Source organism: Streptomyces sp. SAS_281 (genome assembly GCF_052542855.1).
This window is the reverse complement of sequence record NZ_JBMNDO010000018.1, coordinates 37594-60293: the sequence shown is the minus strand read 5'-3', so window position 1 is coordinate 60293 and position 22700 is coordinate 37594. Positions and strand designations below refer to the sequence as shown.

Below are 22700 nucleotides of genomic sequence, written 5' to 3'. Positions count from 1 at the left end.
CATTCCGTCGGGCGCTCGGGCGGCGGGCGGGCGGGCCGCCCGGGCTGCCGCGAGGACGCCAGGCAGCGGACGTCCTTTCCCAGCCCTGATCGCATTACCTGCGCAGGGGCCTCGGCCTCCTGCTCGGAGCGGTCCGACAAGCCCGGTCCGGCGACCTGTGTTCCCCGCTTCCTCCGGATGCCCGACAGCCCTTAGCCCTCGCGGAGCCTGAACCGTTGCAGCTTCCCCGTGGCGGTACGGGGAAGAGCCGGCAGGAACGTGATGCTGCGGGGGCACTTGTGCGGGGCCAGCTCCGCCCGCATGAACGTCCGCAGCTCGTCCGCGGTCGGCGCGGAGCCCTCGCGCGGCACCACGTACGCCGCCACGATCCGGCCGCGCAGCTCGTCCGCCTGCCCCACCACCGCCGCCTCCGCCACGTCGGGGTGGCGCAGCAGGGCCTCCTCGACCTCGGGGCCCGCGATGTTGTACCCGGAGGAGATGATCATGTCGTCGGCGCGGGCCACGTAACGGAAGTAGCCGTCCGCGTCGCGCACGTAGGTGTCGCCGGTGATGTTCCAGCCGTGCCGCACGTAGTCGCGCTGCCGTTCGTCCGCGAGGTAGCGGCAGCCGACCGGCCCGCGCACGGCGAGCAGCCCTGGCTCCCCGTCCGGCACGGGCGCGCCGTCGGCGTCCACCACGCGGGCCTGCCAGCCGGGGACCGGAACGCCCGTGGTGCCGGGGCGGATCGCGTCGTCGGCGGCCGAGACGAAGATGTGCAGCAGCTCGGTGGCGCCGATGCCGTTGATGATCCGCAGCCCGGTCCGCTCGTGCCAGGCGTGCCAGGTCGCCTCCGGCAGGTTCTCGCCCGCCGAGACACAGCGGCGCAGCGCCGACAGGTCGTGCCCGTCGAGCTGGTCCAGCATCACCCGGTACGCGGTCGGCGCGGTGAACAGCACCGAGACCCGGTGCTCCGCCAGGGCGGGCAGGAGCTGCTTCGGGCCCGCCTGTTCGAGCAGCAGCGCGGACGCTCCCACGCGCAGGGGGAACACCACCAGGCCCCCGAGGCCGAAGGTGAACCCGAGCGGCGGACTGCCCGCGAACACGTCGTCGGGGCCGGGCCGCAGGAGGTGCCGCGAGAAGGTGTCGGCGATGGTCAGCACATCGCGGTGCAGGTGCATGCAGCCCTTGGGCCGGCCGGTGGTGCCCGAGGTGAACGCGATCAGCGCCACGTCGTCCGACGCGGTGTCCACCGCCCGGTAGGGACCCGGCCGGGCGGCGGTCAGCCGCAACAGGTCGTCCGGCGCCCCACCCCCGTACGCCGTGATCCGCAGCCCGGGCACCTCCGCCCGCGCCAGGTCCTCGACCGACCGCGCGTCGCACAGGGCGTGGCTCACCCGGGCGATCGAGCAGATGGTGGCCAGCTCGGACGCCCGCTGCCGCGCCAGTACGGTGACGGCGACCGCGCCCGCCTTCAGGACCGCCAGCCAGCAGGCGGCGAGGTGGGGCGTGGTGGGGCCGCGCAGCAGGACACGGTTGCCGGGGACGACCCCCAGGTCCGAGGTGAGGACATGGGCGATCCGGTCGACGAGCCCGCGCAGCTCCCCGTAACTCAGCACCCCGCCGTCCGGCGTGCGGAAGGCGGGGCGGTCGGGGCCGAGGCGGTCGGCCGTGCGGTCCAAGAGCTCGGCGGCGCAGTTGAGCCGGTCCGGGTAGCGCAGCTCGGGCAGGTCGAAGAGCAGGTCCGGCCACTGCTCCACGGGTGGCAGGTGCTCCCTGGCGAAGCCGTCGACGTGCGCTGAGGTTCTCGGGTCCATGGTGTTCGGGTCCATGAAGCATCGCTCCCTTGTCGCCCTTGGAGCGTATCGTTTGGGTGACGGTAGTCAACGGTCCGCGATAAAGATGCTCAGGTGCCATCGATTTGAAAATCTTTGATCAGATTCGACCAGAGAGGCGCCGGTATGACGGCATTCTCGCTCGATCCGGCACAGACCGCCTGGTGCGAGGAGCTGCGCACCCTGGCCCGTGACCGGCTCGCCCCGCTCGCCGCCGAGGGCGGGCCGGGGCACGTAAACCGCCCGCTGCTCGCCGCCCTCGGCGAGCTGGGTCTCCTCGACCGGCTGTTCGGCTCGGGCGCCCTGGACCTCTGCCTGCTGCGCGAATCGCTCGCCCGGGGCTGCACCGAGGCCGAGACCGCCCTCGCGCTCCAGGGTCTCGGCGGCTTCCCCGTGCTCCGGTCGGGCACCCCCGCCCAGCGCGAGCGATGGCTCCCCGGCGTCCGCGCCGGCCGCAGCGTTGCCGCCTTCGCGCTCAGCGAGCCGGGCGCGGGCTCCGACGCGGGAGCCCTCGCGCTCGACGCCGCCCCGGACTCCGGCGGCTGGCGGCTGACCGGCGAGAAGTGCTGGATCTCCAACGCGCCGGAGGCCGACTTCTACACGGTCTTCGCCCGCACGACCCCGGGCGCCCGGTCCCGAGGCGTCACCGCGTTCCTGGTCCCCGCCGACCGCGCGGGGCTGACCGGCACCGCCCTGGACATGCTCTCCCCGCACCCGATCGGGGCCCTGGCCTTCGACGGGGTCCGTGTCACCCCGGACGACCTGCTCGGCGAGCCGGACCGGGGCTTCGCGGTCGCCATGGACACCTTGAACCTCTTCCGCCCCAGCGTCGGCGCCTTCGCCCTCGGGATGGCCCGGGCCGCTCTCGACGCCACCGTGGAGCACACCGCGACCCGGACCGCCTTCGGCGCGCCCCTGTCCGCGCTCCAGGCGGTGTCGCACCAGGTCGCCGAGATGGCCACCCGGACCGAGGCCGCCCGGCTGCTGGTCCACGCGGCCGCCGCCGCCCACGACGCCGGGGAGCCCGGGGTGCCGCGCCGGGCCGCCATGGCGAAGCTGTACGCCACGGAGACCGCGCAGTACGTCGTGGACACCGCGGTCCAGCTGCACGGCGCCCGCGCCCTGCAACGGGGCCATCTGCTCGAACACCTCTACCGGGAGGTCCGCGCCCCGCGCATCTACGAGGGCGCCAGCGAGGTCCAGCGCACGATCATCGCCAAGGAGCTGTACGCCAACCGGGAGCCGACCGCATGAGCCCGATCCACCGCGTCAACCCGCACGAACTCTCGCCCGCCTCCGGCTTCTCGCACGCGGTCACCGCGACCGGCGGCCGGCTCGTGTTCCTGGCCGGGCAGACCGCCCTGGACCAGCACGGCGAGGTCGTCGGCGACACCCTGCCCGAGCAGTTCGCGACCGCGCTGGGCAACCTCCTCACCGCCCTGCGCGCGGCGGGCGGCTCCCCGGCGGACCTGGCCCGGGTCACGGTGTACGCGACCGACGTCGCCGACTACCGGGCGCACGCCCCGGAACTGGGCCGGATCTGGCGCCGGCTGGCCGGCCGCGACTACCCGGCCATGGCGGTCATCGGCGCGGCCCGGCTCTGGGACGAGCAGGCACGGGTCGAGATCGACGGCATCGCGGTCCTGCCCTGAACGGCGTACGCCCCCGCCGGTCCCGGAAACCGGGCCCGGCAGGGGCGTATCGAAACGGAACGGGCGGATCAGTACGGCTGCACCAGCACGTGCGCCGCGCCGGGGATGCCGATCTTCAGCAGCTCGTCCTCCTGCGGCGTCGTCTCCCCGCCCGTCTCCTGCTTCAGCACCGCACGCGAGATCGCCTGCACCCACATGGCGCGCGGACGGCGCCGCGCCTCCCACGCGGCCAGGGCCGCGTCGACGTCCGCCTCGGCGTCCAGCGACTCGGCGAGCACCAGCGCGTCCTCCACGGCCATCGCCGCCCCCTGCGCGATGTGCGGGGTGCTCGCGTGCGCCGCGTCACCGGCCAGGACCACCCGGCCGACGTGCCACGGCTCCTCGACCGTCACCTGGGAGATCCGCGAGTAGACGACCGCCTCCGGCCCGGTGACCTCCGCCAGCGCCTCGGCGACCGGTCCCGAGAACATCGCCAGCCGCTCCTTCAGCTGTTCGTGCGCGGTCGAAGGGTCCGGCCGGAAGTCCTCGGCCTCCGCGAAGACCGAGCCCAGGTACATCAGCTCGTCGGTGATCGGGGTGAGCAGCGCCTTGGCGGCCTGGCCCGCGGTGCCCATCACGACCCCCCGCACCTGCTCCTGGCGGGGCACGGTGACGCGCCAGTTGGCGAAGCCGGTGTACTGGGGGGTGTAGCGGTCCCCGTACAGCCGGGTGCGCAGCGGTGAGCCGATGCCGTCGAAGCCGACGACGAGGTCCCAGCGGCCGGCCGAGCCGTCGGACAGGGTGACGTCGACGCCGTCGCCGTGGTCGGTGAGCTCCGTGATGGTCGCGCCGAACCGGACCTTCGCTCCGGCCGAGGTGGCCGCCGCGTTCAGCACCCGGGCCAGCGCGGGGCGGGGGATGCCGTTGTTGGACGGGGCGTCGCCCATGCGCGGCTGCGGTATCTCGGCCAGGGTGTTCCCGGCCGGGTCCGCGATGGTCAGCACCTCCCACTCGAAACCCGCGGCCAGGCAGTCCTCCAGCACCCCGATCTCCCGCATCACGTGCAGGGCGTTCGACGGCTGGATGATGCCGACGCCGAGGGCTTCGAGCTCGTCGCGGAGCTCGGCCACCTCGACGGTGTGGCCCCGCCGGGCCAGGGCGGTGGCGAGCGTCAGCCCGCCGATGCCGCCGCCGTGGATCAGGACGCGCAGAGGTGTTGCCATGTCGGATCTCTCCAGAGCGAGAAAGTGATCAAGGGAAGGTGAGGGGACGGGCCGGGGTCAGCCCGCCGCCACGGGCAGGCTCATCAGATGGTCCACGAGGGCCAGCAGCACATCCCGGCCGAACGGCCGCTCGCGTACGTCGCCGACGAGCAGCGGCACGTGCGGGTCCAGGTCCAGAGCGGCCCTGATCTCGTCCGTGGTGCGGGTGTTGTGCCCGTAGAAGCAGTTGATCGCGACGACGAACGGGATGTCCCGGCTCTCGAAGAAGTCGATCGAGGCGAAGCTGGACTCGAGGCGCCGGGTGTCGGCGATCACGACCCCGCCGAGCGCCCCGTTGACCAGGTCGTTCCACATGAACCAGAAGCGCTCCTGGCCCGGTGTGCCGAACAGGTAGACGACGAGGTCCTGGCTGACCGTGATCCGGCCGAAGTCCAGGGCCACGGTGGTCGTGTCCTTCTGGCCGACGCCGGCCAGGTCGTCCACGCCGATGCTGGCCGTGGTCAGAAGCTCCTCGGTGCGCAGCGGGGCGACCTCGCTGACGGCCCCCACGAGGGTGGTCTTGCCGACGCCGAAACCGCCGGCTATCAGGATCTTGACGGCGGCGGGCGCCGCCTGACTGATGGTCATCTTGGGTCAGAGTCTCCGGAGTCCGTCGCGAACAGCGGCCAGTACGCCCATGTCGGCGCCGCCGGACGCCCGGGCCACCGAGAGCGGTGCCCGGGCGATCAGCAGGCCGGTGGCGACCAGATCCGCCAGAAGGATCTTGGTCACCGAGATCGGCAGGTCGAGGTCCGAGGCGACCTCGGCGACCGCCGCGGGCCGCCGGCAGCGGTCCAGGATCAACCGGTGCTCCGGCTGGAGCCTGCCCGGGCGGGCCGCCGCTCCGTGCTCGTCCCGCGGATCGTGCGCGGTCGTGAGCACGGTGATGAGGGTGAGGTCGTCCCGGTCGGGAGCCGTCCGGCCGCGGGTGATGGTGTACGGGCGCACCATCGTCCCCGCGGCGTCCTCGCCGTCGTCCTCGAAATCCCCCTGCCCGTAAGGCCAGTGGCCGGTCACGCCCGCGGCCTGTCCCCGGCGCCGAAGGCGTCGAAGTCGTCCCGCGCCGGGGTGCTGAGCTTCTGGCCGACCTGGAGTACGAGGTTGTGCATGGCGAGCGACATGATCTCGGCGTCCACCTCCTGGGAGGCGATGACGGCCAGGTGGGTGCCCTGGCCCGCCGAGATGATGAAGAGCCACAGGTCCGCCAGTTCCACGATCACCTGGTGTACGCCACCGCCGTGGAAGAGCTGGCCCACACCGCGGGCCAGGCTCTGCTGCCCGGTGCAGATCGCGGCCAGCCGCTCGGCGTCGGACCGCTCGATGGTGCGCGAGTGGCTCACCACCAGCCCGTCGTCCGAGAGCAGGACGGCGTTGATGGTCTCGGCCACCGAGTCGACCAGACCGTCGAGGAGCCAGTCGAGGTCCTGGCGGGTGGCGGTTGTGCGTGTCATGTCCGTTCTTCTCTCGTGAGGTCGGGCTGCGTCGGCGGCTCGTCGGTGGCGCGGGCGGCGCGGGAGCGGCGCTGGAATGCCCCGATGGCCGCACCCGCGCGGTGCGGGGCGGTCCGGGGCGGCGGGTCCTCGGCCCTGATCCGCGGCCGGGCCGCGGCGGCCGGTGCGGCCGGGTCGACCCGCAGCTCGTCGGCGAGGCTCGCCTGACGCACCCGGCGCGGCAACGGCGGCTCCCCGCCGGACCCGGCCGGAAGACCTGATCCCGGCGCGGGCTCCGGAATCCGCACGGGCTGTGCCGGCTGTGCGGGCTGTGCGGGCAGGGGGGAGGCCTGAGCGGCGTGCCCGACGTGCCCCGGGTGCCCCGCGGCCGGTTCCGGCTGCGGGGGCAGGGACACCGGGAAGCCGTCCGCGTCCAGTTCGCCCGTCAGATACGTGTCCGGGTAGGGCCGCGGCGGCACGCCGTACGGCTCCGAGGGCTCCGGGTACGCCTGGTGCGCGACCGGGTACTGCCCCTGGGCCGTCATATAGGGCTGTTCGCCGTCCGTGTACGCCCCCTGGTACGCGGCCTCGTCCTGCCGGGCGCCCCCGTACGCGTCCCCCGGGTGCCCGTACGCGTGCCCGTCCGTACCGGCGTACGGCGCCTCGGGAGCGGGAGCGGGAGCGGGGGCGGGTTCGGGAACGGGTTCCGGCGCGGGCGCGGCCGGCGTGTGCAGGGCGGTGACCCCGGCGAGGGCCCTGCCCCGGCCCCGGCTGGGCAGCGCGTCGGTGTCCCGGAGCGGGGCCGGGGCCTGGACGGGCTCCTCCGCCTCGGGGGCGGGGACGGCGACCGGGCCGGCGTGCGGGCCGGGGACGGTGAGCGCGTCCGGGACCAGCACGACGACGCGGGTGCCGCCGAACGCCGAGTGACGGAACTCCACCCGCAGCCCGTGCTGGCCGGCGAGGCGCGCGATCACGTACAGGCCGAGGCGGATGTCGTCGGCGTGGGCCAGCACGTCCATCCGGGGCGGCCGGCTCATCAGCTCGTTGGCCGCGGCGAGCTGGTCCTCCTCCATGCCGAGCCCGCGGTCCTCGACCTCGATGGCCAGGCCCCGGCTCACCTGGGCGGCCCTGACCTCGACGGGGCTGGGCGGCCGGGAGAAGGTGAGGGCGTTCTCGATCAGCTCCGCCAGTACGTGGGAGACCGGGCCCACGGCCCGCGCGGCGAGCCACGGGGAGCCGTCCATGTCCAGCACCACGCGCTGGTAGTCCTGCACCTCGCCCTGGGCGGAGCGCATGACGTCCAGCAGCGGTACGGGCTTGCGCCAGCGCCGGTGCGGGGAGCCGCCCGCGAGGATCACCAGGTTCTCCTCGTACCGCCTCAGGCGGGCGGTGAGGTGGTCGAGGTCGAAGAGGCCGTCCAGCACCTCGGGGTCCTCGTGCGCGCGCTCCAGCTCGTCCAGCTTCTTCAGCTGCTGGCCGATGAGCTGCTGGGTGCGGCGGGCGATGCGCTGGAGCAGCCGCTCGAAGCCGCGGTGCTGGTCGGCCTGGTCGACGGCGGCGCGCAGGGCGCTGGTGCGGGCCAGGTCGAGCGCGTGGCCGAGCTGGGCCAGCTCGTCCTTCGCACCGGGCTCGCCGCCGTCCCCGATCGCCCGGGCCTCGGCCTCGACGTCGATGCGCTCGCCCTTGCCGAGCCGTTCGACCACGTCGGGCAGCGCCTTCTCCAGCTCCTCGGCCCGCTCCTGGAGCCGGCTGATCCGGCGGCGCAGGTTGCGGGAGAGCCGCCAGGTGAACCAGATGACCGCGACGACGGCGGCGAGGCCGACGACCGTGGTCAGGACGACCTTGATCAGGAGGGAGATGACGCTGTCCTTGCCCTCCGAGACCACCGCGTCGGTACGGGCCTCCATCAGCTCGACCAGCTGGGGAGTGAGGTCGTCCATCGCGCCGCGCCAGTCCGCCTCCTTCGCGCCGAGGACGACGGAGCCGGACGCGTCCGGGGCGGCCGGGCGCAGTACCCGGGCCTCCACGCGGGTCTTGGCCTTCCAGGCGGCAGAGCCGAAGACCTCCTGCCACTCGGCCTTCTCGTCGGCCGGGAGATAGGGGACGACCTTGGTCGTGTACTGGAACGACTGGCCGGAGACGGCCTGCCGGACCTCCTGGAGGTCCGCGGTGCTCAGCCTGCCCTTCGTCCAGCCCCGGGCGAGCAGGGCGTCCGAGCGGGAGATCATCTCCTTGGCCCAGAACAGGTCCACCAACGGCTGCGAGATCGTGGTGATCCGGCCGTTGTCGACATGGCTGAGGGCCGTGAAGAGCCTCAGATCGACGGCGATCAGGTCCGTGTAGTAGCGGTACACGGCCTTCTGCTGGTCGTTGTCGCCCTCGTCCACGAGAGCCCGCTGGGCCGGGAGTTGGGTGATCGCCGTCCGGGCCTCGCCGACCGCGTCCCGTACCTCGCCGGGGGCGTCGCCGGTGTCGGTGTCGGACAGCGACTGGAAGCTGGCGATCGCCTTGTCGGTCAGCTTGCGCTGCTTGCGCAGGGCGTCGGTGACCCCACCCCCGCCGGCCAGCGCCTCGGCACTGAGCCGCCGCTCCTCCTGGAGGTTGTAGTACACGATGTTGGACGGCTGGCCGGCCTTCTGGGCCAACTGCCCTTGAGCCGCTTGCTTCTGGAAGTCGAGCAGAGTCTGACCACTGGTGACGGCCCAGAGGGCGGCCAGGGCAACACCGGGGACTACGGCCAGAACGAGCAGGGCCGTCCGCAGCGCCATTGTGGTCGAGCTGCTCCGCCGTGACGCGCGCGTGCGCAGGGCATGCTCCTTGACGTGGTACCGACCTCACGGCCGGTCAAATCCGTTGAGAACCAGGACGGGTAGATAGTAGTCACAGTGCAAAAATGAAGAGGAAGTGGGCTCACATGTTCAACATCTGTCGAGCACATGATCGCCACGAAGCGATGACGCCCTCTCCGATGTGACGGGCCGCCCGGGGTGCGGCGGGTCGGACAGGTGAAGCGGCGCCGGGGATATATCTGTATTTAGTGCCCTCTGTCCGCTCGGTAGCCCCGCAGGCCCCGCCACCCGCCGCCGCACCCCGCAGCCCTGCCGTATGACCGCGCTCATCGTCGCCCACTTCGTCCTCGCGGCCTTCGCGCGCCCGCTGGTGCGACGGCTGGGCGCGCGCGCCTTCCTCGTCCTGGCGCTGCCGCCCGCCGCCACCACCTGCTGGGCGTTCACCCAGTGGGAGACGGCCGCGTCCGGCTCCTCGGTCGACTGGTCCTGGGCCTGGATGCCCGACTACGGCGTCTCCGTGGACCTGCGCCTCGATGCGCTCGCCGAACTCATGGTGCTGCTCGCGTCCGGCGTCGGCACCCTCGTCCTGCTCTACTGCGCCTCCTACTTCAGCGACACGACACCCCGGCTGTCCGGCTTCGCCGGGAACCTGCTCGCGTTCGCGGGCGCGATGCTCGCCCTCGTCCTCAGCGACGACCTGATCTCCCTCTACGTCTTCTGGGAGCTCACCACCGTCTTCTCGTACCTCCTCATCGGGTACGACAGCGAGCAGCGCCACAGCAGACGCTCCGCGCTCCAGGCGCTGACCGTGACCACGCTCGGCGGCCTCGGCATGCTCATCGGCTTCCTGATCATCGGTCAGGAAGCCGGGACCTACCGCATCTCCGCGATCCTCGCCGACCCGCCCCCGGCCACCACCGCCGTCCACGTCGCCGTCCTGCTCGTCCTGTGCGGGGCCCTGTCCAAGTCGGCGGTCTGGCCGTTCAGCCTCTGGCTGCCCAACGCCATGGCCGCGCCCACCCCCGTCAGCGCCTATCTGCACGCCGCCGCGATGGTCAAGGCCGGGGTCTACCTGGTCGCCAGGCTCGCCCCCGCCTTCGCCGACGTGCCCGGCTGGCGGCCCGTCGTGATGATCTTCGGCGCCGCGACCATGCTCCTCGGGGGGTGGCGTGCCCTCAGGCTCCACGACCTGAAGATCGTCCTGGCGTACGGCACCGTCAGCCAGCTCGGCTTCCTCACGCTCCTCGCGGGCGTCGGCAACCGTGACGCCGCGCTCGCCGCCGCCGTCATGATCCTCGGCCACGCCCTCTTCAAGGCCCCGCTCTTCCTGGTCACCGGCATCGTGGACCACGCCGCCGGCACCCGTGACCTGCGCAGGCTCTCCGGCGTGGGACGCGCCCTGCCCCAGGTGTGCGCCGTCGCCGTGCTCGCCGCCGCCTCCATGGCCGCCCTGCCCCCGCTGCTCGGTTTCGCCGCGAAGGAGTCGGCGTTCGAGGCGCTGCTGCACGGCGACACGGCGGACCGCTGGGCGCTCGGCGTCACGGTCGCGGGCTCGGCGCTCACCGTCGCCTACACCGCCCGGTTCATCTGGGGCGGCTTCCTGCGCAAACCGGGGGTCGCCGACACCCCCGTGCACCGGGTCGGCCCGGCCTTCCTCGCCGCGCCCGCCGCGCTCGCCCTCTGCGGGCTCGTCCTCGGCCCCGGCGTCGGCTGGACCGACCGGCTGCTCAGCGCCTACGCCGACGCCTTCCCGGCCCCCGCCCACCCGTACCACCTCGCGCTCTGGCACGGCTGGGGCACCGCCCTCCTCCTCTCCGCCGCCGCCACCGCGGGCGGCGCGGTCCTCTTCGCCGCGCGCGACCGGGTCGCCCGGCTCTCCCGGCGCATCGCCTGGCCCACCGCCGACGGCGTCTTCGGCCAGCTGCTCCTGGGCCTGGAACGCCTCTCGCTCCAGGCCACCGGCTTCGTGCAGCGCGGCTCCCTCTCCGTGTACCTCGCGACGACCCTGCTGGTGATGCTCGCCGGACAGCTCGCCGTACTCATCGCCGACCGCCCCTGGCAGGGCGCGTCCGCGCCCCGGCTCTGGGACGTTCCGCTCCAGGGCGCCGTCGCCGCCCTCACCTGTGCGGCGGCCCTCCTCTGCCTCACCGTCCGACGCCGCATGAAGGCCGTGGTGCTGGCCGGACTCACCGGCTACGGGACCGCCCTGCTGTTCGTCGTCCAGGGCGGCCCGGACCTGGCGCTCACCCAGTTCTGCGTCGAAACCGTGTCGATGATCGTGTTCGTGCTGGTCCTGCGGCGGATGCCGGTGCACTTCCAGGAGTCCGTGAGCACCTGGCGGCGGGCCGTGCGCATCCCGGTCGCCCTGGCCGCCGCCGCGACCCTCGGCGTGGTGGTCTGGGTCGCCGCCGCCGCGCGCACCGCGTCCCCGGCGGGCGCCGCCATGGTCGAGGAGACCGCCCACCACGGCCTCAAGGACGTCGTCGCCACCATCCTCGTCGACCTCCGCGCCTGGGACACCATGGGGGAGTCCGCCGTACTCGCCGCCGCCGCGATCGGCGTCACCAGCCTCATCTACCTGCACCGGCGCGCCGAGGGGACGGCGGCGTCCACCGGGGTACGGGGCCGCACCGCCTGGTCCGTGACCGCCGAGCCGCTGACCGGCGTCCCCCAGGGAGACGAGGGGGCGCCCGAGCGCGGCTGGCTGGCGGCCGGCGCCACGCTGGCGCCCGAGCACCGGTCCGTCGTCTTCGAGGTGGTGGCGCGGCTGCTGTTCCACCCGATCCTGGTGCTCTCGGTGTACCTGCTGTTCTGCGCCGAGAACATGCCGGGCGGCGGCTTCGTCGGCGGGCTGGTCGCGGGCCTCGCCCTGATCACCCGTTACCTCGCGGGCGGGCGTTTCGAGCTCGCCGAGGCCGCGCCGCTGCAACCCGGCCTGTTCACCGGGCTCGGCCTCTTCGTCTCCACCGGGGTCGCCCTGATCGGCCTCTCCGACGGAACGGTCCTGCACGCCTGGACGTACCACGGCCACCTGCCGCTCGTCGGCGACTTCGAGTTCGGCACCCCGGTCATCTTCGACTGCGGGGTCTACCTGCTGGTCCTCGGCGTCGTCCTCGACATCGTGCGGGCCCTCGGCGCCAAGATCGACCGGCAGATCGAGCGCGCCGCCGCCGAGCAGGCCGCCGCCCGCGGGGCCGGTCCCGAGCCCGGGGAGGCCGCCCCGTGACCGTCAGCGCCTCGCTCCTGGCCACCGCGGCGGTCCTCTGCGCGGTCGGCGGCATCCTCATGCTGACCCGGCCCCTCACCCGCATCCTGCTCGGCGCGGTCATCGCCGGCAACGGCATCAACCTGTTCATCCTGTCCGCCACCGGCACGGCCGGCCGCGAACCGCTGCTGTACGGCGTCGACCTGGGCCGGGTCACCGACCCGCTGCCCCAGGCCATCGCGCTCACCGCGATCGTCATCACCCTGGCCACCACCGCTTTCCTGCTCGCCATGGCCTACCGCGGCCATCAGCTGACCGGCACCGACGAGGTCCACGACGACCTGGAGGACCGCCGCATCGTCCTGCGCGCCGAGGTGCTGGACGAGCGCGACGAACTGCGCGCGCGGTTCCGGGCCGACGGCGACCGCAGCGCCGGGGCACGCCGCGCCTACCGCGACGAACGGCGCCGCCTGAGGGCCCGGCTGCGCGCCGACCGGGCCCTCCAGGCCAGGGGCCGCGACGCCACCGGCAACCTGTGGCACGACGTCCTGGGCGCGGACCCGGAGGACTACGCGAAGAGCACCGAGGACCCGCAGGGGCCCGCAACCCACGACCCGGGAGGCACCGGATGAACGCCCTCGTCCCGCTGCCGGTGCTGCTGCCGCTCTGCGCGACCGGCCTGAGCCTCGCCTTCGGCACCCGGCTCAAGCAGATCCAGCGCTTCATCAGCGTGGCCGTGCTCACCGCCGTACTCGGCCTCTCGGTCGCCCTGATGATCGCCGCCGACACCGACGGACCGCTCTCCGTGCACCTCGGGGACTTCGCGCCGCCGCTCGGCATCACCCTGGTCGCCGACCGGCTCTCCGGGCTGATGCTGACGGTCTCCTCCGCCATCACCCTGTGCGTCCTCGTCCACTCCCTGGGCCAGGGCATGGCGGACCGGGACGAGGAGACACCCGTCGCCGTGTTCCACCCCGCGTACCTGATCCTGGTCGCCGGGGTCTCGTGCACCTTCCTCGCCGGCGACCTGGTCAACCTGTACGTCGGCTTCGAGATCATGCTCGTCGCCAGCTTCGTCCTGCTGACCCTCGGCGGCACCGGTCCGCGCATCCGGGCGGGCTCCACCTACGTGATCATCTCGCTGTTCTCCTCGATGCTCTTCCTGACCGCCATCGCCATGACGTACGCGGCGACCGGCACCGCCAACTTCGCCCAGCTCGCCGAGCGCCTGGGCGCGCTCCCGCTGGGCGTCCAGACCCTGATCCAGGCCATGCTGCTGACGGTCTTCGCCATCAAGGCGGCCGTCTTCCCGCTCGCCGCCTGGCTCCCCGACTCCTACCCGACCGCGCCCGCCCCCGTCACCGCCGTCTTCGCCGGACTGCTCACCAAGGTCGGCGTCTACTGCATGCTGCGCACCGAGACCCTGCTCTTCCCCGGCAACCGGCTCGGCGACCTGCTGATGGCGGCGGCCCTCGCCTCGATGATCGTCGGCATCCTGGGGGCCGTCGCCCAGACCGACCTCAAGCGACTGCTCTCCTTCACCCTCATCAGCCACATCGGCTACATGGTCTTCGGCATCGGCCTCGCCACCCGGCAGGCGTACGGCGGTGCGATCGTCTACGTCGTCCACCACATCACCGTCCAGACCACGCTGTTCCTGGTCGCCGGGCTGATCGAACGCCGGACCGGCACCACGGAGCTCACCCGGATCGGCGGCATCGCCCGGGCCGCCCCCGCCCTCGCCGTCCTCTTCTTCGTGCCCGCGATGAACCTCGCCGGCATCCCGCCGCTGTCCGGCTTCATCGGCAAGCTGGGCCTCATGCGCGCCGGTGTCGCCGACGGCGGGGTGTGGGCCTGGATCCTCGTCGCCGGCGCGACCGTGACCAGCCTCCTCACGCTGTACGTGATGGCCAAGGTCTGGAACCTCGCCTTCTGGCGGGCCGCGCCCCCGGGGCAGGCCGCCGCCGGCACGGTCCTGGAGTCGGACGACGACAGCGACGACGACGACGCCGACGAGGGCCCGGACCGGATGGCCGGCACCGGCGACGAGGGCGTCCGCATCCGCCACCAGCCCGCAGGGCTCGCCGTCGCCGCCACGCTCCACGGCCACGCCGTCACCACCACCAGCGTGCTGCCCCGACCGATGACCTGGGCGACGGCCGCCGCGGTCGGACTCGGCCTCGCCTTCACCGTGTTCGCCGGTCCGCTCACCTCGTACACCGACCGCGCCGCCGCCGAACTCCTCGCCCGCACGCCGTACACCCAGGAGGTGCTGGGCCCGTGAAACGCCTCGTCACCCTCTCCTTCCGGAACAAGGACCTGCCGCCGTTCAGCGCCGCGTTCGGCGCCCGGCGCCGGAGGGTGCTCGACCTGCCGCTGATCGCCTGGCTCACCGTCATCTGGGTGCTGCTCTGGTCCAGTCTGAACTGGGCGAACCTGCTGACCGGGGCCATGGTCGCGGTGGTCGTCTGCCTGGCCTTCCCGCTGCCCGCGGTCGACCTGGGGCTGCGGCTGCACCCCTGGGGCATCCTGCGGCTCGCCGGCTATCTGCTGTACGACATGTACACCTCCGGCGTGAAGGTCACCCGGCAGATCCACGGACGGCAGCCCCGCCGGGCGGCCGTCATCGCCGTACCGCTGCGCTGCCGCTCCGACCTCATGCTCACCGCGACCGCCGTCGGGGTGTCCAACGTGCCCGACAGCTCGGTCGTCGAGGTGCGCCGCGCCACCGCCACCGTCTTCGTACACGTTCTGGACGGCCGGCCGGCCGCGCTGGCGGCGGCCAAGCGGTCCGTATGGCGCATGGAGGAGCTGATGGTACGGGCCTTCGGCACCCGCGACGAGATCGAGCGGGTCGCCGCACCGCCCCCGGACCCGCCGGACGCCGGCGAGCGGCCGGGCGGCCGGAAGGAGGGCACATGAGCGCGCCGGAGACCGTGGACCGGGTCCTGCTCATCGCAGCGGTCGTCGTGACCGTCGTCGCCGGCGCGCTGCTGCTCGCCCGCATCTGGCGCGGTCCGTCGATGCTGGACCGGGCCATCGCCCTGGACGTCTGCGCCGCGCTGATCATCGCCGGTCTCGGCGCCAAGTCGGCCTTCGCCCGCGACCCTTTCTACTTCCCGATCATGCTGGTCCTGGCGTTCCTCGGCTTCACCGGCTCGGTCGGCATCGCGCGCTTCATCGCCGTGCGCGACCGGCCCCCGGGCCATTCGCACAGTGAGCGGGCCCGGAACGGCGGGGAGGAGAGGCCATGAGCGTCTGGCTCCAGATCCTGGACACGGCGGGCGCGGCGCTGGTGCTGCTCGGCGCCGTGATCTGCCTGCTCGGGGTGGTCGGCATGCTGCGCCTGCCGGACGTGCTCTCGCGCAGCCACGCCGCGACCAAACCGCAGGCGCTCGGCATGCTCATCGTGCTCGCCGGGGTCGCGCTGCGGCTGCGCAGCGGCATGGACCTGGCGACGCTGGCGCTGATCGGCTTCTTCCAGCTGATGACCGGCCCGGTCGCCGCGCACCTGGTCGCCCGCTCCGCGTACCGGACGGGGCAGGTCGACCACACGGAGCTGCTCTTCGACGACCTGGACGAACAGCTCACCGAGGAGACCTGACCGGCCGGTCTTCTCACACCGGCGGCCCGCCCGGTGTGCGACGAGCGTTACCGCCCATGATCGGCCGGTGCCACACCGGCGTAACGGTGCCTTCCTACCGTCGGAGCACGATCCGATTCACGGAAGGTCTTCCCCGTGCCCCCACAGAGCTCGTCGGCCGACGCCACTCAGGTCCGTACGGTCTGCTCGTACTGCGGGGTGGGCTGCGGCATGGTCCTCGACATCGCGGCCGGGCCCGACGGACGCCGAACGGTCCTCAAGGCGTCGGGCGACAAAGCCCACCCCGCCAACGCCGGGCGGCTCTGCACCAAGGGCGCGACCACCGCGGACATGCTCGCCGCCCCCGGCCGGCTGACCACCGCCCTGATGCGGCCGGAGCGCGGCGCGGAGCCCGTGCCGGTGGGTGTGGACGAGGCGGTCGCGTCCACCGCGCGGCGGCTGCGGGAGGTCATCGACACGCACGGACCGGACGCCGTCGCGTTCTACGTGTCCGGGCAGCTGGGCCTGGAGGCGCAGTACCTCGCGAACAAGCTGGCCAAGGGGTTCGTCCGCACCAACCGCGTCGAGTCCAACTCGCGGCTGTGCATGGCGAGCGCGGGCAGCGGCTACAAGCTGTCGCTCGGCGCCGACGGGCCGCCCGGCTCCTACGACGACCTGGACCGCGCGGACGTCTTCCTCGTCATCGGCTCCAACATGGCCGACTGCCACCCGATCCTCTTCCTGCGCCTCCTGGACCGCGTCAAGGCGGGCGCCAAGCTGATCGTCGTGGACCCCCGGCGCACCGCCACCGCCGACAAGGCCGACCTCTTCCTGCGCGTCAACCCCGGCACCGACCTGGCCCTCCTCAACGGCCTCCTGCACCTGCTCCACGCCGACGGGCACACCGACCCCGCGTTCATCGCCGCGCACACCGAGGGCTGGGAGGCGATGCCCGAGTTCCTCGCCGACTACCCGCCCGCCGCCGTCGCGGAGATCACCGGCATCCCGGAGGACGACCTGCGCCTGGCCGCCCGGTGGATCGGCGAGGCGGGGGAGTGGACCAGCTGCTGGACCATGGGGCTCAACCAGTCCACCCACGGCACCTGGAACACCAACGCGCTGATCAACCTCCACCTCGCGACCGGCGCGATCTGCCGCCCGGGCAGCGGCCCCCTCTCGCTCACCGGCCAGCCCAACGCGATGGGCGGGCGCGAGATGGGCTACATGGGCCCCGGACTGCCCGGTCAGCGGTCCCTCTTGGACGACGAGGACCGCGCCTTCACCGAGGAGCTGTGGGGGCTCGCCCCCGGCACCCTCCGCAAGGACGAGTGCGGCCGGGGCACGGTCGAGATGTTCGAGCGGATGGCGGCCGGTGACATCAAGGCGTGCTGGATCATCTGCACCAACCCCGTCGCCTCCGTCGCCAACCGCCGCACCGTCATCGAGGCCCTGGAGGCCGCCGAACTCGTCATCACCCAGGACGTGTTCGCCGACACCGAGACCAACGCCTACGCCGACGTCGTGCTGCCCGGCGCCCTGTGGAGCGAGACGGAGGGCGTCCTCGTCAACAGCGAACGCAACCTCACCCTCGCCCGCCCGGCCGTCGAGCCGCCCGGCGAAGCCCTCGCGGACTGGCGGATCATCGCCCGTGTCGCCTGCGCGCTGGGGTACGAGGACGCCTTCACGTACGACAGCGCAGAGGAGGTCTTCGAGGAGATCAAGCGCGCCGCCAACCCCCGCACCGGCTACGACCTGCGGGGCGTGACGTACGAACGGCTGCGCACCGCCCCCGTCCAGTGGCCCGCTCCCACCGCCGACGGCCCGGACCGCAACCCCATCCGCTATCTCGCCCCGGACGGCGGCGGCCCGGTCTTCCCGACGCCGGGCGGACGCGCCCGCTTCTTCGCCCGCCCCCACGTCCCGGCGGCCGAGATGCCGGACGACGACTACCCCTTCCTGCTCAACACCGGCCGGGTCCAGCACCAGTGGCACACCCTCACCAAGACCGGCAAGGTCGCCAAGCTCAACCGGCTGAACCCCGGCCCGTTCGTGGAGGTGCACCCCGAGGACGCGGCACGCCTCGGGCTCACGGAGGGCGACCCGGTGGAGGTCGAGTCACGGCGCGGGCGGGCCGTGCTGCCGGCCGTGGTCACCGACCGGGTGGCCCCGGGCTGCTGCTTCGCGCCCTTCCACTGGAACGACCTGTTCGGCGAATACCTCAGTGTCAACGCGGTGACCGGCGACGCCGTGGACCCGGTCTCCTACCAGCCGGAGTTCAAGGTGTGCGCGGTCACGCTGACGAAGGTGGCCGCGCCGCCCCTTCCCGTCGCTGACGTGCCCGGAACCGCAGCCGTCTTCGGCCTGGAGACCACCCCGCCCCCCGTCCTGGCCGAGCACGAGCGCCAGTACCTCGTCGGCTTCCTCGCCGGGCTGCCCCTGGGCGCCCCCGGCGTCCCCGTCCTCCCGCCCGGCGCACCCTTCGGCGCCGAGCACGCGCGCTGGGTCAACGGCGTCCTGGCCGGCATGTACTCGCGCACCGGGACGCCCGCCGACGACCCCGCGCCCGTCCCCGCCGACGCTCCCGGCCGCGAGGTCGTCGTGCTGTGGGCCTCGCAGACCGGCAACGCCGAGGAGTTCGCCGCCGCCACCGCCGACCGGCTCACCGCCACGGGCCACCGCACCCGGCTCCTCGGCATGGACCAGGCGGACCCGCGCGCCCTGCCGCCCGCCGCCGACCTCCTCCTGATCACCAGCACCTTCGGGGACGGCGACGCGCCCGACAACGGCTCCGGGTTCTGGGAGGCCCTGACGGCCGCCGACCTCCCGCCCCTGGACGGCAGGCGGTACGCCGTACTGGCCTTCGGCGACTCCTCGTACGACGACTTCTGCGGGCACGGGCGGCGGCTCGACCGGCGCCTGGACGAGCTGGGGGCCGTCCGCCTCGCCCCGCGTACCGACTGCGAACCCGACTACGAACCGTCCGCGCTGAGCTGGCTCGACCAGGTCCTCGCCGGCCTGACCGCCCCGCCTGCCGAACCGGCCCCGGCGCCTGCGCCCGCCCCGGTCCGCACCCCGAAGCCCGCCCCCGTCACCGCCCGGCTGGCCGGCAACCGGCTGCTCGGGCTGCCCGGCTCCGGCAAGGAGGTCCGCCGGTTCACCTTCGACACCAGCGGCACCGGGACCGCGCTCGACTACGCGGCCGGTGACGCGCTCGGGGTCCACGCCGTCAACCACCCGGACCTGGTGGCCGAATGGCTCTCCGTCACCGGCCTCGACGCCGACGCCGAGATCGAGGTCGGCGGCCTCGGCGCACTCCGGCTCGGCGAAGCGCTCCACACCCACCTGGACATCACCCGCCTCACCCCCGCCCTGCTCGGCTTCGTCACCGAACACACCGGCGACCGCGACCTGAAGAAGATGCTGCGGCCGGACAACAAGGGCGAGCTGGCCCGCTGGTCCTGGGGCCGCCAGGCCGTCGACGTCCTCGCCGCGTACCCGGTCAAGGCCACCCCCGAGGAGTGGGCCGGCATCCTCAAGCCGCTCCAGCCCCGCCTGTACTCGATATCGTCCAGCCCGCTCACCGACCCCGACCGCCTCTCCCTGACGGTCTCCGTCGTCCGCTACGAGAACACCCACGGCCGCCCGCGCGCCGGGGTCTGCTCGCCCTTCCTCGCGGACGCCGGTCCCGACACCCGCGTCCCGGTCTTCGTCCGCCGCGCCCCGCACTTCCGGCCACCGGCCCGCCCCGACGCACCCATGGTCATGGTCGGCCCCGGGACCGGCGTCGCCCCCTTCATCGGCTTCCTGGAGGAGCGCCGGGCCCGCCGCGACCCCGGCCCCAACTGGCTGTTCTTCGGGGAGCAGCACCGGGCCACCGACTTCTTCTACGAGGAGGAGCTGACGTCCTTCCTCGCCGACGGCACCCTCACCCGCCTGGACACCGCCTTCTCGCGCGACCAGCGCGCCAAGGTCTACGTGCAGGACCGGATGCGCGAGCACGGCGCCAAGCTGTGGTCCTGGCTGCGCGACGGCGCCCACTTCTACGTGTGCGGCGACGCGGCCCGGATGGCGAAGGACGTCGACCGGGCGCTGCGCGACATCGCCGTCGCCCACGGCGGGCTCGACCCGGAGGCCGCCGCCCTGTACGTGAAGCAGCTCGCCGCCGACAAGCGGTACGTCCGGGACGTCTACTGAGCCCCGTTCAGAGCGCCACGAGCGTCACCTCGGTCGCCTTCACGCTGGTCCACACCGCCACCCCGTCCGCGAGGGACAGCTCGGCGGCGGCCTGCGGCGTGATCTCCGCGACCAGGTCCGGCGCGTGCTCCGAGCCCACCAGCACCCGGAGACGGCTCCCGCCCGCCGTGATCTCGCGCACCGTCCCCGGCCACACGTTGCGCGGGCTCCCGCCGGGCTTCTCCCGGTGCACGGAGACGGCCTCGGGCGCGATGACCGCCAGCGCGGGCGCCCCGGCGGGCAGCGGGTCGGCGGCGACGAGGTGACCGCCGCCCGAAGGCTCCAGGCCGTCGGCGGTGGCGGTGCCGGGCCAGGCGTTGCGGCCCAACATCCGGGCGACCCAGGGCGAGCGCGGGTGCCGGGTCACCTCGGCGGGCGGGGCGTCCTGGAGCGCACGGCCGTCCTCCAGGACGAGGACCCGGTCGGCGAGCGCGACGGCCTCCACGGGGTCGTGCGTCACGATGAGGCAGACGCCGCCGAACCCTTCGAGATGGCGGCGCAGGGTGTGCCGGACCCGGGACCGGGTCGTCTGGTCGAGCGCGGCGAGCGGTTCGTCGAGGAGCAGCAGGCGCGGACGGGCGGCCAGCGCGCGGGCCAGCGCGACGCGCTGTGCCTGGCCGCCGGAGACCTGGGCGGGGCGGCGCGCGGCCAGGTGCCCGACCCCGAGCCGGTCCAGCCACTCCTGCGCGGTGCGGCGGGCCTCGGCGCGCGGCACGCCCTGGGCACGCAGCCCGTAAGCGGTGTTGGCGAGGGTGCTCAGGTGCGGGAACAGCGCGCCGTCCTGCGGGACCCAGGCGACGCCCCGGCGGTGGGCGGGCAGGGCGGAGACGTCGGTGTTCCCCAGGAGGAGCCGGGCACGGGCGCGCGGGGTGAGGCCGAGCAGGGCGCGCAGCAGGGTCGTCTTGCCGGCGCCGTTCGGGCCGACGACGGCGATGGTGGTCCCGGCCTCCGCGTCGAGCGTCAGCTCGTCGAAGCCGGTGACCTCGGCGTGGAGGGGCCAGAGTGCGCCACCGGACGGCTCCGGAAGAGGCTGCTCGCGTACGGGCGCGGGGTCGTCGTCGCCGGTCTCATGCCGCGTACGCTCCGGTGGCCTCCCCGTCCACCGCCCCCGCAGCGCGAGCAGCACCGCCATGGCGATGACGAGCAGCAGCAGGGACACCGAGGTCGCGGCCTCCGGGTCGTCCTGGAGCAGCAGATAGACCTGGAGGGGCAGGGTCTGCGTGGTGCCGGGGAGGTTGCCCGCGAAGGTGATGGTCGCCCCGAACTCGCCGAGCGCCCGTGCCCAGGTCAGCGCCGCTCCGGCGGCCAGCCCGGGAGCGACCATCGGCAGGGTGACCGTGAAGAACACCCGTACCGGCGAAGCTCCCAGGGAGGCCGCGGTCTCCTCGTAGCGGGGGCGCAGCCCGCCCAGCGCGCCCTCCAGGCTGATCACCAGGAACGGCATGGCGACGAAGGTCGCCGCGAGCACCGCGCCGGAGGTGTGGAACGGCAGTGTGATCCCGAACCAGTCCTCCAGCCACGGCCCCAGCAGACCCCGGCGGCCGAAGCCGAGGAGCAGGGCGACCCCGCCGACCGTGGGCGGCAGCACCATCGGCAGCAGCACCAGCGAGCGGACGAAGACCTTGCCGGGGAAGTCGACCCGGGCCAGCAGCCACGCCAGCGGCACCCCCAGGACGAGGGAGAGGGCCAGCGCCCAGCCGGAGACGATCAGCGACAGCGTCAGCGCCCGGGTGGTGCCCTCGCCGGTGAGGTGGGTGCCCAGCTCGCCCCACGAGGTCCGGGCCAGGATGCCGGCCAGCGGCAGCAGCAGGAACGCGACGGCCAGGAGCGCGGGGAGGGCCAGCACGAGCGGCGCGCGGCCGCGGGGTCGGTTCATCGGCGTTCCTTGTCCACGCTACGGCTGCTGGAAGCCCGCACCGGTCAGGATCTTCTGCGCCTCGGGCGAGGACAGCCACTTTACGAACGCCTCGGCCGCCGCCCCGTGCTTGCCGGCCTTCAGGGTCGCCGCCGGGTACGAGGCGACGGCGTTCTGCTCGTCCGGGATGTCGACCGAGTCGACCTTGCCCGCGGCCGAGGCGACGTCGGTCCGGTAGACCAGCCCGGCGTCCGCCTCGCCCAGCTGGACCTTGCTGAGCACCGCGCGCACGTTGGGCTCCTGCGAGACCGGCTTCACGGTGATCTTCTGCGCGTCCAGGATCTGCTTGCTGTACCGCCCCACCGGCACCTCGGGTGCGGCGAGGACCACCTTCAGCCCGGTGTCGGCCAGATCCTTGAGGTTCTCCACCTTCTCCGGGTTGCCCTTGCCCGTGGCGATGACGAGACGGTTCTTCGCGATGACCGTCGGCGTGCCGGTGTCCGACTTCAGCCCGTCCATCGTCTTCGTGTCGGCGGTGACCAGCGCGTCGGCGGGGGCGCCCTGTCCGACCTGCGCGGCCAGCTCCTGCGACCCGGCGAAGGAGAACGTCACCTTCGTGCCCGGGTGCTCCCTCTCGTACGCCGCACCCGCCTCCCTGAACACATCGGTGAGCGAGGACGCGGCGAGCACGGTGAGGTCGGCGGCCGTGTCCTCGCCCTTGGCGGTGTCGTCGCCCCCGCCGCATGCGGTGAGGGGCGCGAGCAGGCCGACGACAAGGGCCACGGCGGCGCGCCGCCGGGTGGAAGCAGAAGTCATGGAGCACAGCATGTGCCAAAGAGTAGGGGTGATCACATCGCATTTACAGCTTTCCATGGGAAAACACATGGCAGATGCGGTGCCC

The 22700-nt window shown here is 73.4% G+C and carries 17 protein-coding genes; 9 read left to right on the top strand and 8 right to left on the bottom strand.

Annotation, left to right across the window (positions count from 1 at the left end):
* Nucleotides 1–191: 191 nt before the first annotated feature.
* The gene (locus tag ACN6LM_RS09575) at nucleotides 192–1808 is read right to left on the bottom strand and encodes an AMP-binding protein (RefSeq protein ID WP_445064875.1); all 1617 of its coding nucleotides are present in this window, start codon (nucleotides 1806–1808) and stop codon (nucleotides 192–194) included.
* Nucleotides 1809–1937: 129 nt separating this feature from the next.
* On the opposite strand from ACN6LM_RS09575, the gene ACN6LM_RS09570 reads away from it, so the two are divergent.
* Together ACN6LM_RS09570 and ACN6LM_RS09565 are read left to right on the top strand one after the other, a co-directional pair.
* Nucleotides 1938–3065, top strand: a complete 1128-nt coding sequence (locus ACN6LM_RS09570; protein ID WP_445064874.1) for an acyl-CoA dehydrogenase family protein — start codon at nucleotides 1938–1940, stop codon at nucleotides 3063–3065.
* Nucleotides 3062–3463 (top strand): RidA family protein, encoded by a 402-nt coding sequence (locus ACN6LM_RS09565; protein ID WP_445064873.1) that lies wholly within the window; start codon nucleotides 3062–3064, stop codon nucleotides 3461–3463. The genes ACN6LM_RS09570 and ACN6LM_RS09565 overlap by 4 nt, the downstream gene beginning before the upstream one ends.
* A 68-nt stretch (nucleotides 3464–3531) precedes the next feature.
* On the opposite strand, the gene ACN6LM_RS09560 is transcribed toward ACN6LM_RS09565, so the two are convergent.
* The 5 genes from ACN6LM_RS09560 to ACN6LM_RS09540 are packed head-to-tail and all read right to left on the bottom strand — an operon-like array spanning nucleotide 3532 to nucleotide 8902.
* A complete protein-coding gene (locus ACN6LM_RS09560; protein ID WP_445064872.1) occupies nucleotides 3532–4665 on the bottom strand; it encodes an FAD-dependent monooxygenase in 1134 nt (377 codons plus the stop codon).
* 57 nt (nucleotides 4666–4722) lie between these two features.
* Nucleotides 4723–5292 (bottom strand): GTP-binding protein, encoded by a 570-nt coding sequence (locus ACN6LM_RS09555; RefSeq protein ID WP_445064871.1) that lies wholly within the window; start codon nucleotides 5290–5292, stop codon nucleotides 4723–4725.
* Between the two features lie 6 nt (nucleotides 5293–5298).
* Entirely contained in the window at nucleotides 5299–5721 is a 423-nt protein-coding gene (locus tag ACN6LM_RS09550; RefSeq protein ID WP_383294820.1) for a DUF742 domain-containing protein, read from the bottom strand.
* Complete coding sequence (locus ACN6LM_RS09545) at nucleotides 5718–6155, bottom strand: roadblock/LC7 domain-containing protein (protein ID WP_445064870.1); 438 nt, start codon at nucleotides 6153–6155, stop codon at nucleotides 5718–5720. The genes ACN6LM_RS09550 and ACN6LM_RS09545 overlap by 4 nt, the downstream gene beginning before the upstream one ends.
* Nucleotides 6152–8902: a sensor histidine kinase gene (locus ACN6LM_RS09540; protein ID WP_445064869.1), complete on the bottom strand. Its 2751-nt coding sequence runs from the start codon at nucleotides 8900–8902 to the stop codon at nucleotides 6152–6154. Before ACN6LM_RS09540 ends, ACN6LM_RS09545 begins: the two co-directional genes overlap by 4 nt.
* 337 nt (nucleotides 8903–9239) lie before the next feature.
* On the opposite strand from ACN6LM_RS09540, the gene ACN6LM_RS09535 reads away from it, so the two are divergent.
* The 7 genes from ACN6LM_RS09535 (at nucleotide 9240) to ACN6LM_RS09505 (ending at nucleotide 19905) form a co-directional block, all read left to right on the top strand.
* The gene (locus ACN6LM_RS09535; RefSeq protein WP_445064868.1) at nucleotides 9240–12149 is read left to right on the top strand and encodes a Na+/H+ antiporter subunit A; all 2910 of its coding nucleotides are present in this window, start codon (nucleotides 9240–9242) and stop codon (nucleotides 12147–12149) included.
* Nucleotides 12146–12760, top strand: coding sequence for a Na(+)/H(+) antiporter subunit C (locus tag ACN6LM_RS09530; protein ID WP_445064867.1), 615 nt, complete (start codon nucleotides 12146–12148; stop codon nucleotides 12758–12760). Before ACN6LM_RS09535 ends, ACN6LM_RS09530 begins: the two co-directional genes overlap by 4 nt.
* A complete protein-coding gene (locus tag ACN6LM_RS09525; protein WP_445064866.1) occupies nucleotides 12757–14412 on the top strand; it encodes a Na+/H+ antiporter subunit D in 1656 nt (551 codons plus the stop codon). Before ACN6LM_RS09530 ends, ACN6LM_RS09525 begins: the two co-directional genes overlap by 4 nt.
* On the top strand, nucleotides 14409–15050 hold the full coding sequence (locus tag ACN6LM_RS09520) for a Na+/H+ antiporter subunit E (protein ID WP_445064865.1): 642 nt from the start codon (nucleotides 14409–14411) through the stop codon (nucleotides 15048–15050). Before ACN6LM_RS09525 ends, ACN6LM_RS09520 begins: the two co-directional genes overlap by 4 nt.
* On the top strand, nucleotides 15047–15382 hold the full coding sequence (locus ACN6LM_RS09515) for a monovalent cation/H+ antiporter complex subunit F (protein ID WP_445064864.1): 336 nt from the start codon (nucleotides 15047–15049) through the stop codon (nucleotides 15380–15382). Before ACN6LM_RS09520 ends, ACN6LM_RS09515 begins: the two co-directional genes overlap by 4 nt.
* Complete coding sequence (mnhG, locus tag ACN6LM_RS09510; RefSeq protein ID WP_445064863.1) at nucleotides 15379–15732, top strand: monovalent cation/H(+) antiporter subunit G; 354 nt, start codon at nucleotides 15379–15381, stop codon at nucleotides 15730–15732. Before ACN6LM_RS09515 ends, mnhG begins: the two co-directional genes overlap by 4 nt.
* A 135-nt stretch (nucleotides 15733–15867) precedes the next feature.
* Entirely contained in the window at nucleotides 15868–19905 is a 4038-nt protein-coding gene (locus ACN6LM_RS09505) for a molybdopterin-dependent oxidoreductase (protein ID WP_445064862.1), read from the top strand.
* A 7-nt stretch (nucleotides 19906–19912) separates the two neighbouring features.
* On the opposite strand, the gene ACN6LM_RS09500 is transcribed toward ACN6LM_RS09505, so the two are convergent.
* Nucleotides 19913–21820 carry an ABC transporter permease gene (locus tag ACN6LM_RS09500; protein WP_445064860.1) on the bottom strand — a complete coding sequence of 636 codons (1908 nt, stop codon included), beginning with the start codon at nucleotides 21818–21820 and terminating at the stop codon, nucleotides 19913–19915.
* An 18-nt stretch (nucleotides 21821–21838) separates the two neighbouring features.
* Nucleotides 21839–22615, bottom strand: coding sequence for a molybdate ABC transporter substrate-binding protein (gene modA / locus ACN6LM_RS09495; protein WP_445064859.1), 777 nt, complete (start codon nucleotides 22613–22615; stop codon nucleotides 21839–21841).
* Between the last annotated feature and the right edge of the window lie 85 nt (nucleotides 22616–22700).

Excerpts from the sequence above, each read along its gene's own strand:
- ACN6LM_RS09525 (WP_445064866.1), top strand. The coding sequence starts at position 12,757 with ATGAACGCCCTCGTCCCGCTGCCGGTGCTGCTGCCGCTCTGCGCGACC.
- ACN6LM_RS09535 (WP_445064868.1), top strand. The coding sequence starts at position 9,240 with ATGACCGCGCTCATCGTCGCCCACTTCGTCCTCGCGGCCTTCGCGCGC.
- ACN6LM_RS09575 (WP_445064875.1), bottom strand. The coding sequence starts at position 1,808 with ATGGACCCGAACACCATGGACCCGAGAACCTCAGCGCACGTCGACGGC.
- ACN6LM_RS09500 (WP_445064860.1), bottom strand. The coding sequence starts at position 21,820 with ATGAACCGACCCCGCGGCCGCGCGCCGCTCGTGCTGGCCCTCCCCGCG.
- ACN6LM_RS09545 (WP_445064870.1), bottom strand. The coding sequence starts at position 6,155 with ATGACACGCACAACCGCCACCCGCCAGGACCTCGACTGGCTCCTCGAC.
- ACN6LM_RS09555 (WP_445064871.1), bottom strand. The coding sequence starts at position 5,292 with ATGACCATCAGTCAGGCGGCGCCCGCCGCCGTCAAGATCCTGATAGCC.
- modA (WP_445064859.1), bottom strand. The coding sequence starts at position 22,615 with ATGACTTCTGCTTCCACCCGGCGGCGCGCCGCCGTGGCCCTTGTCGTC.
- mnhG (WP_445064863.1), top strand. The coding sequence starts at position 15,379 with ATGAGCGTCTGGCTCCAGATCCTGGACACGGCGGGCGCGGCGCTGGTG.
- ACN6LM_RS09560 (WP_445064872.1), bottom strand. The coding sequence starts at position 4,665 with ATGGCAACACCTCTGCGCGTCCTGATCCACGGCGGCGGCATCGGCGGG.
- ACN6LM_RS09570 (WP_445064874.1), top strand. The coding sequence starts at position 1,938 with ATGACGGCATTCTCGCTCGATCCGGCACAGACCGCCTGGTGCGAGGAG.
- ACN6LM_RS09515 (WP_445064864.1), top strand. The coding sequence starts at position 15,047 with ATGAGCGCGCCGGAGACCGTGGACCGGGTCCTGCTCATCGCAGCGGTC.
- ACN6LM_RS09540 (WP_445064869.1), bottom strand. The coding sequence starts at position 8,902 with ATGGCGCTGCGGACGGCCCTGCTCGTTCTGGCCGTAGTCCCCGGTGTT.
- ACN6LM_RS09565 (WP_445064873.1), top strand. The coding sequence starts at position 3,062 with ATGAGCCCGATCCACCGCGTCAACCCGCACGAACTCTCGCCCGCCTCC.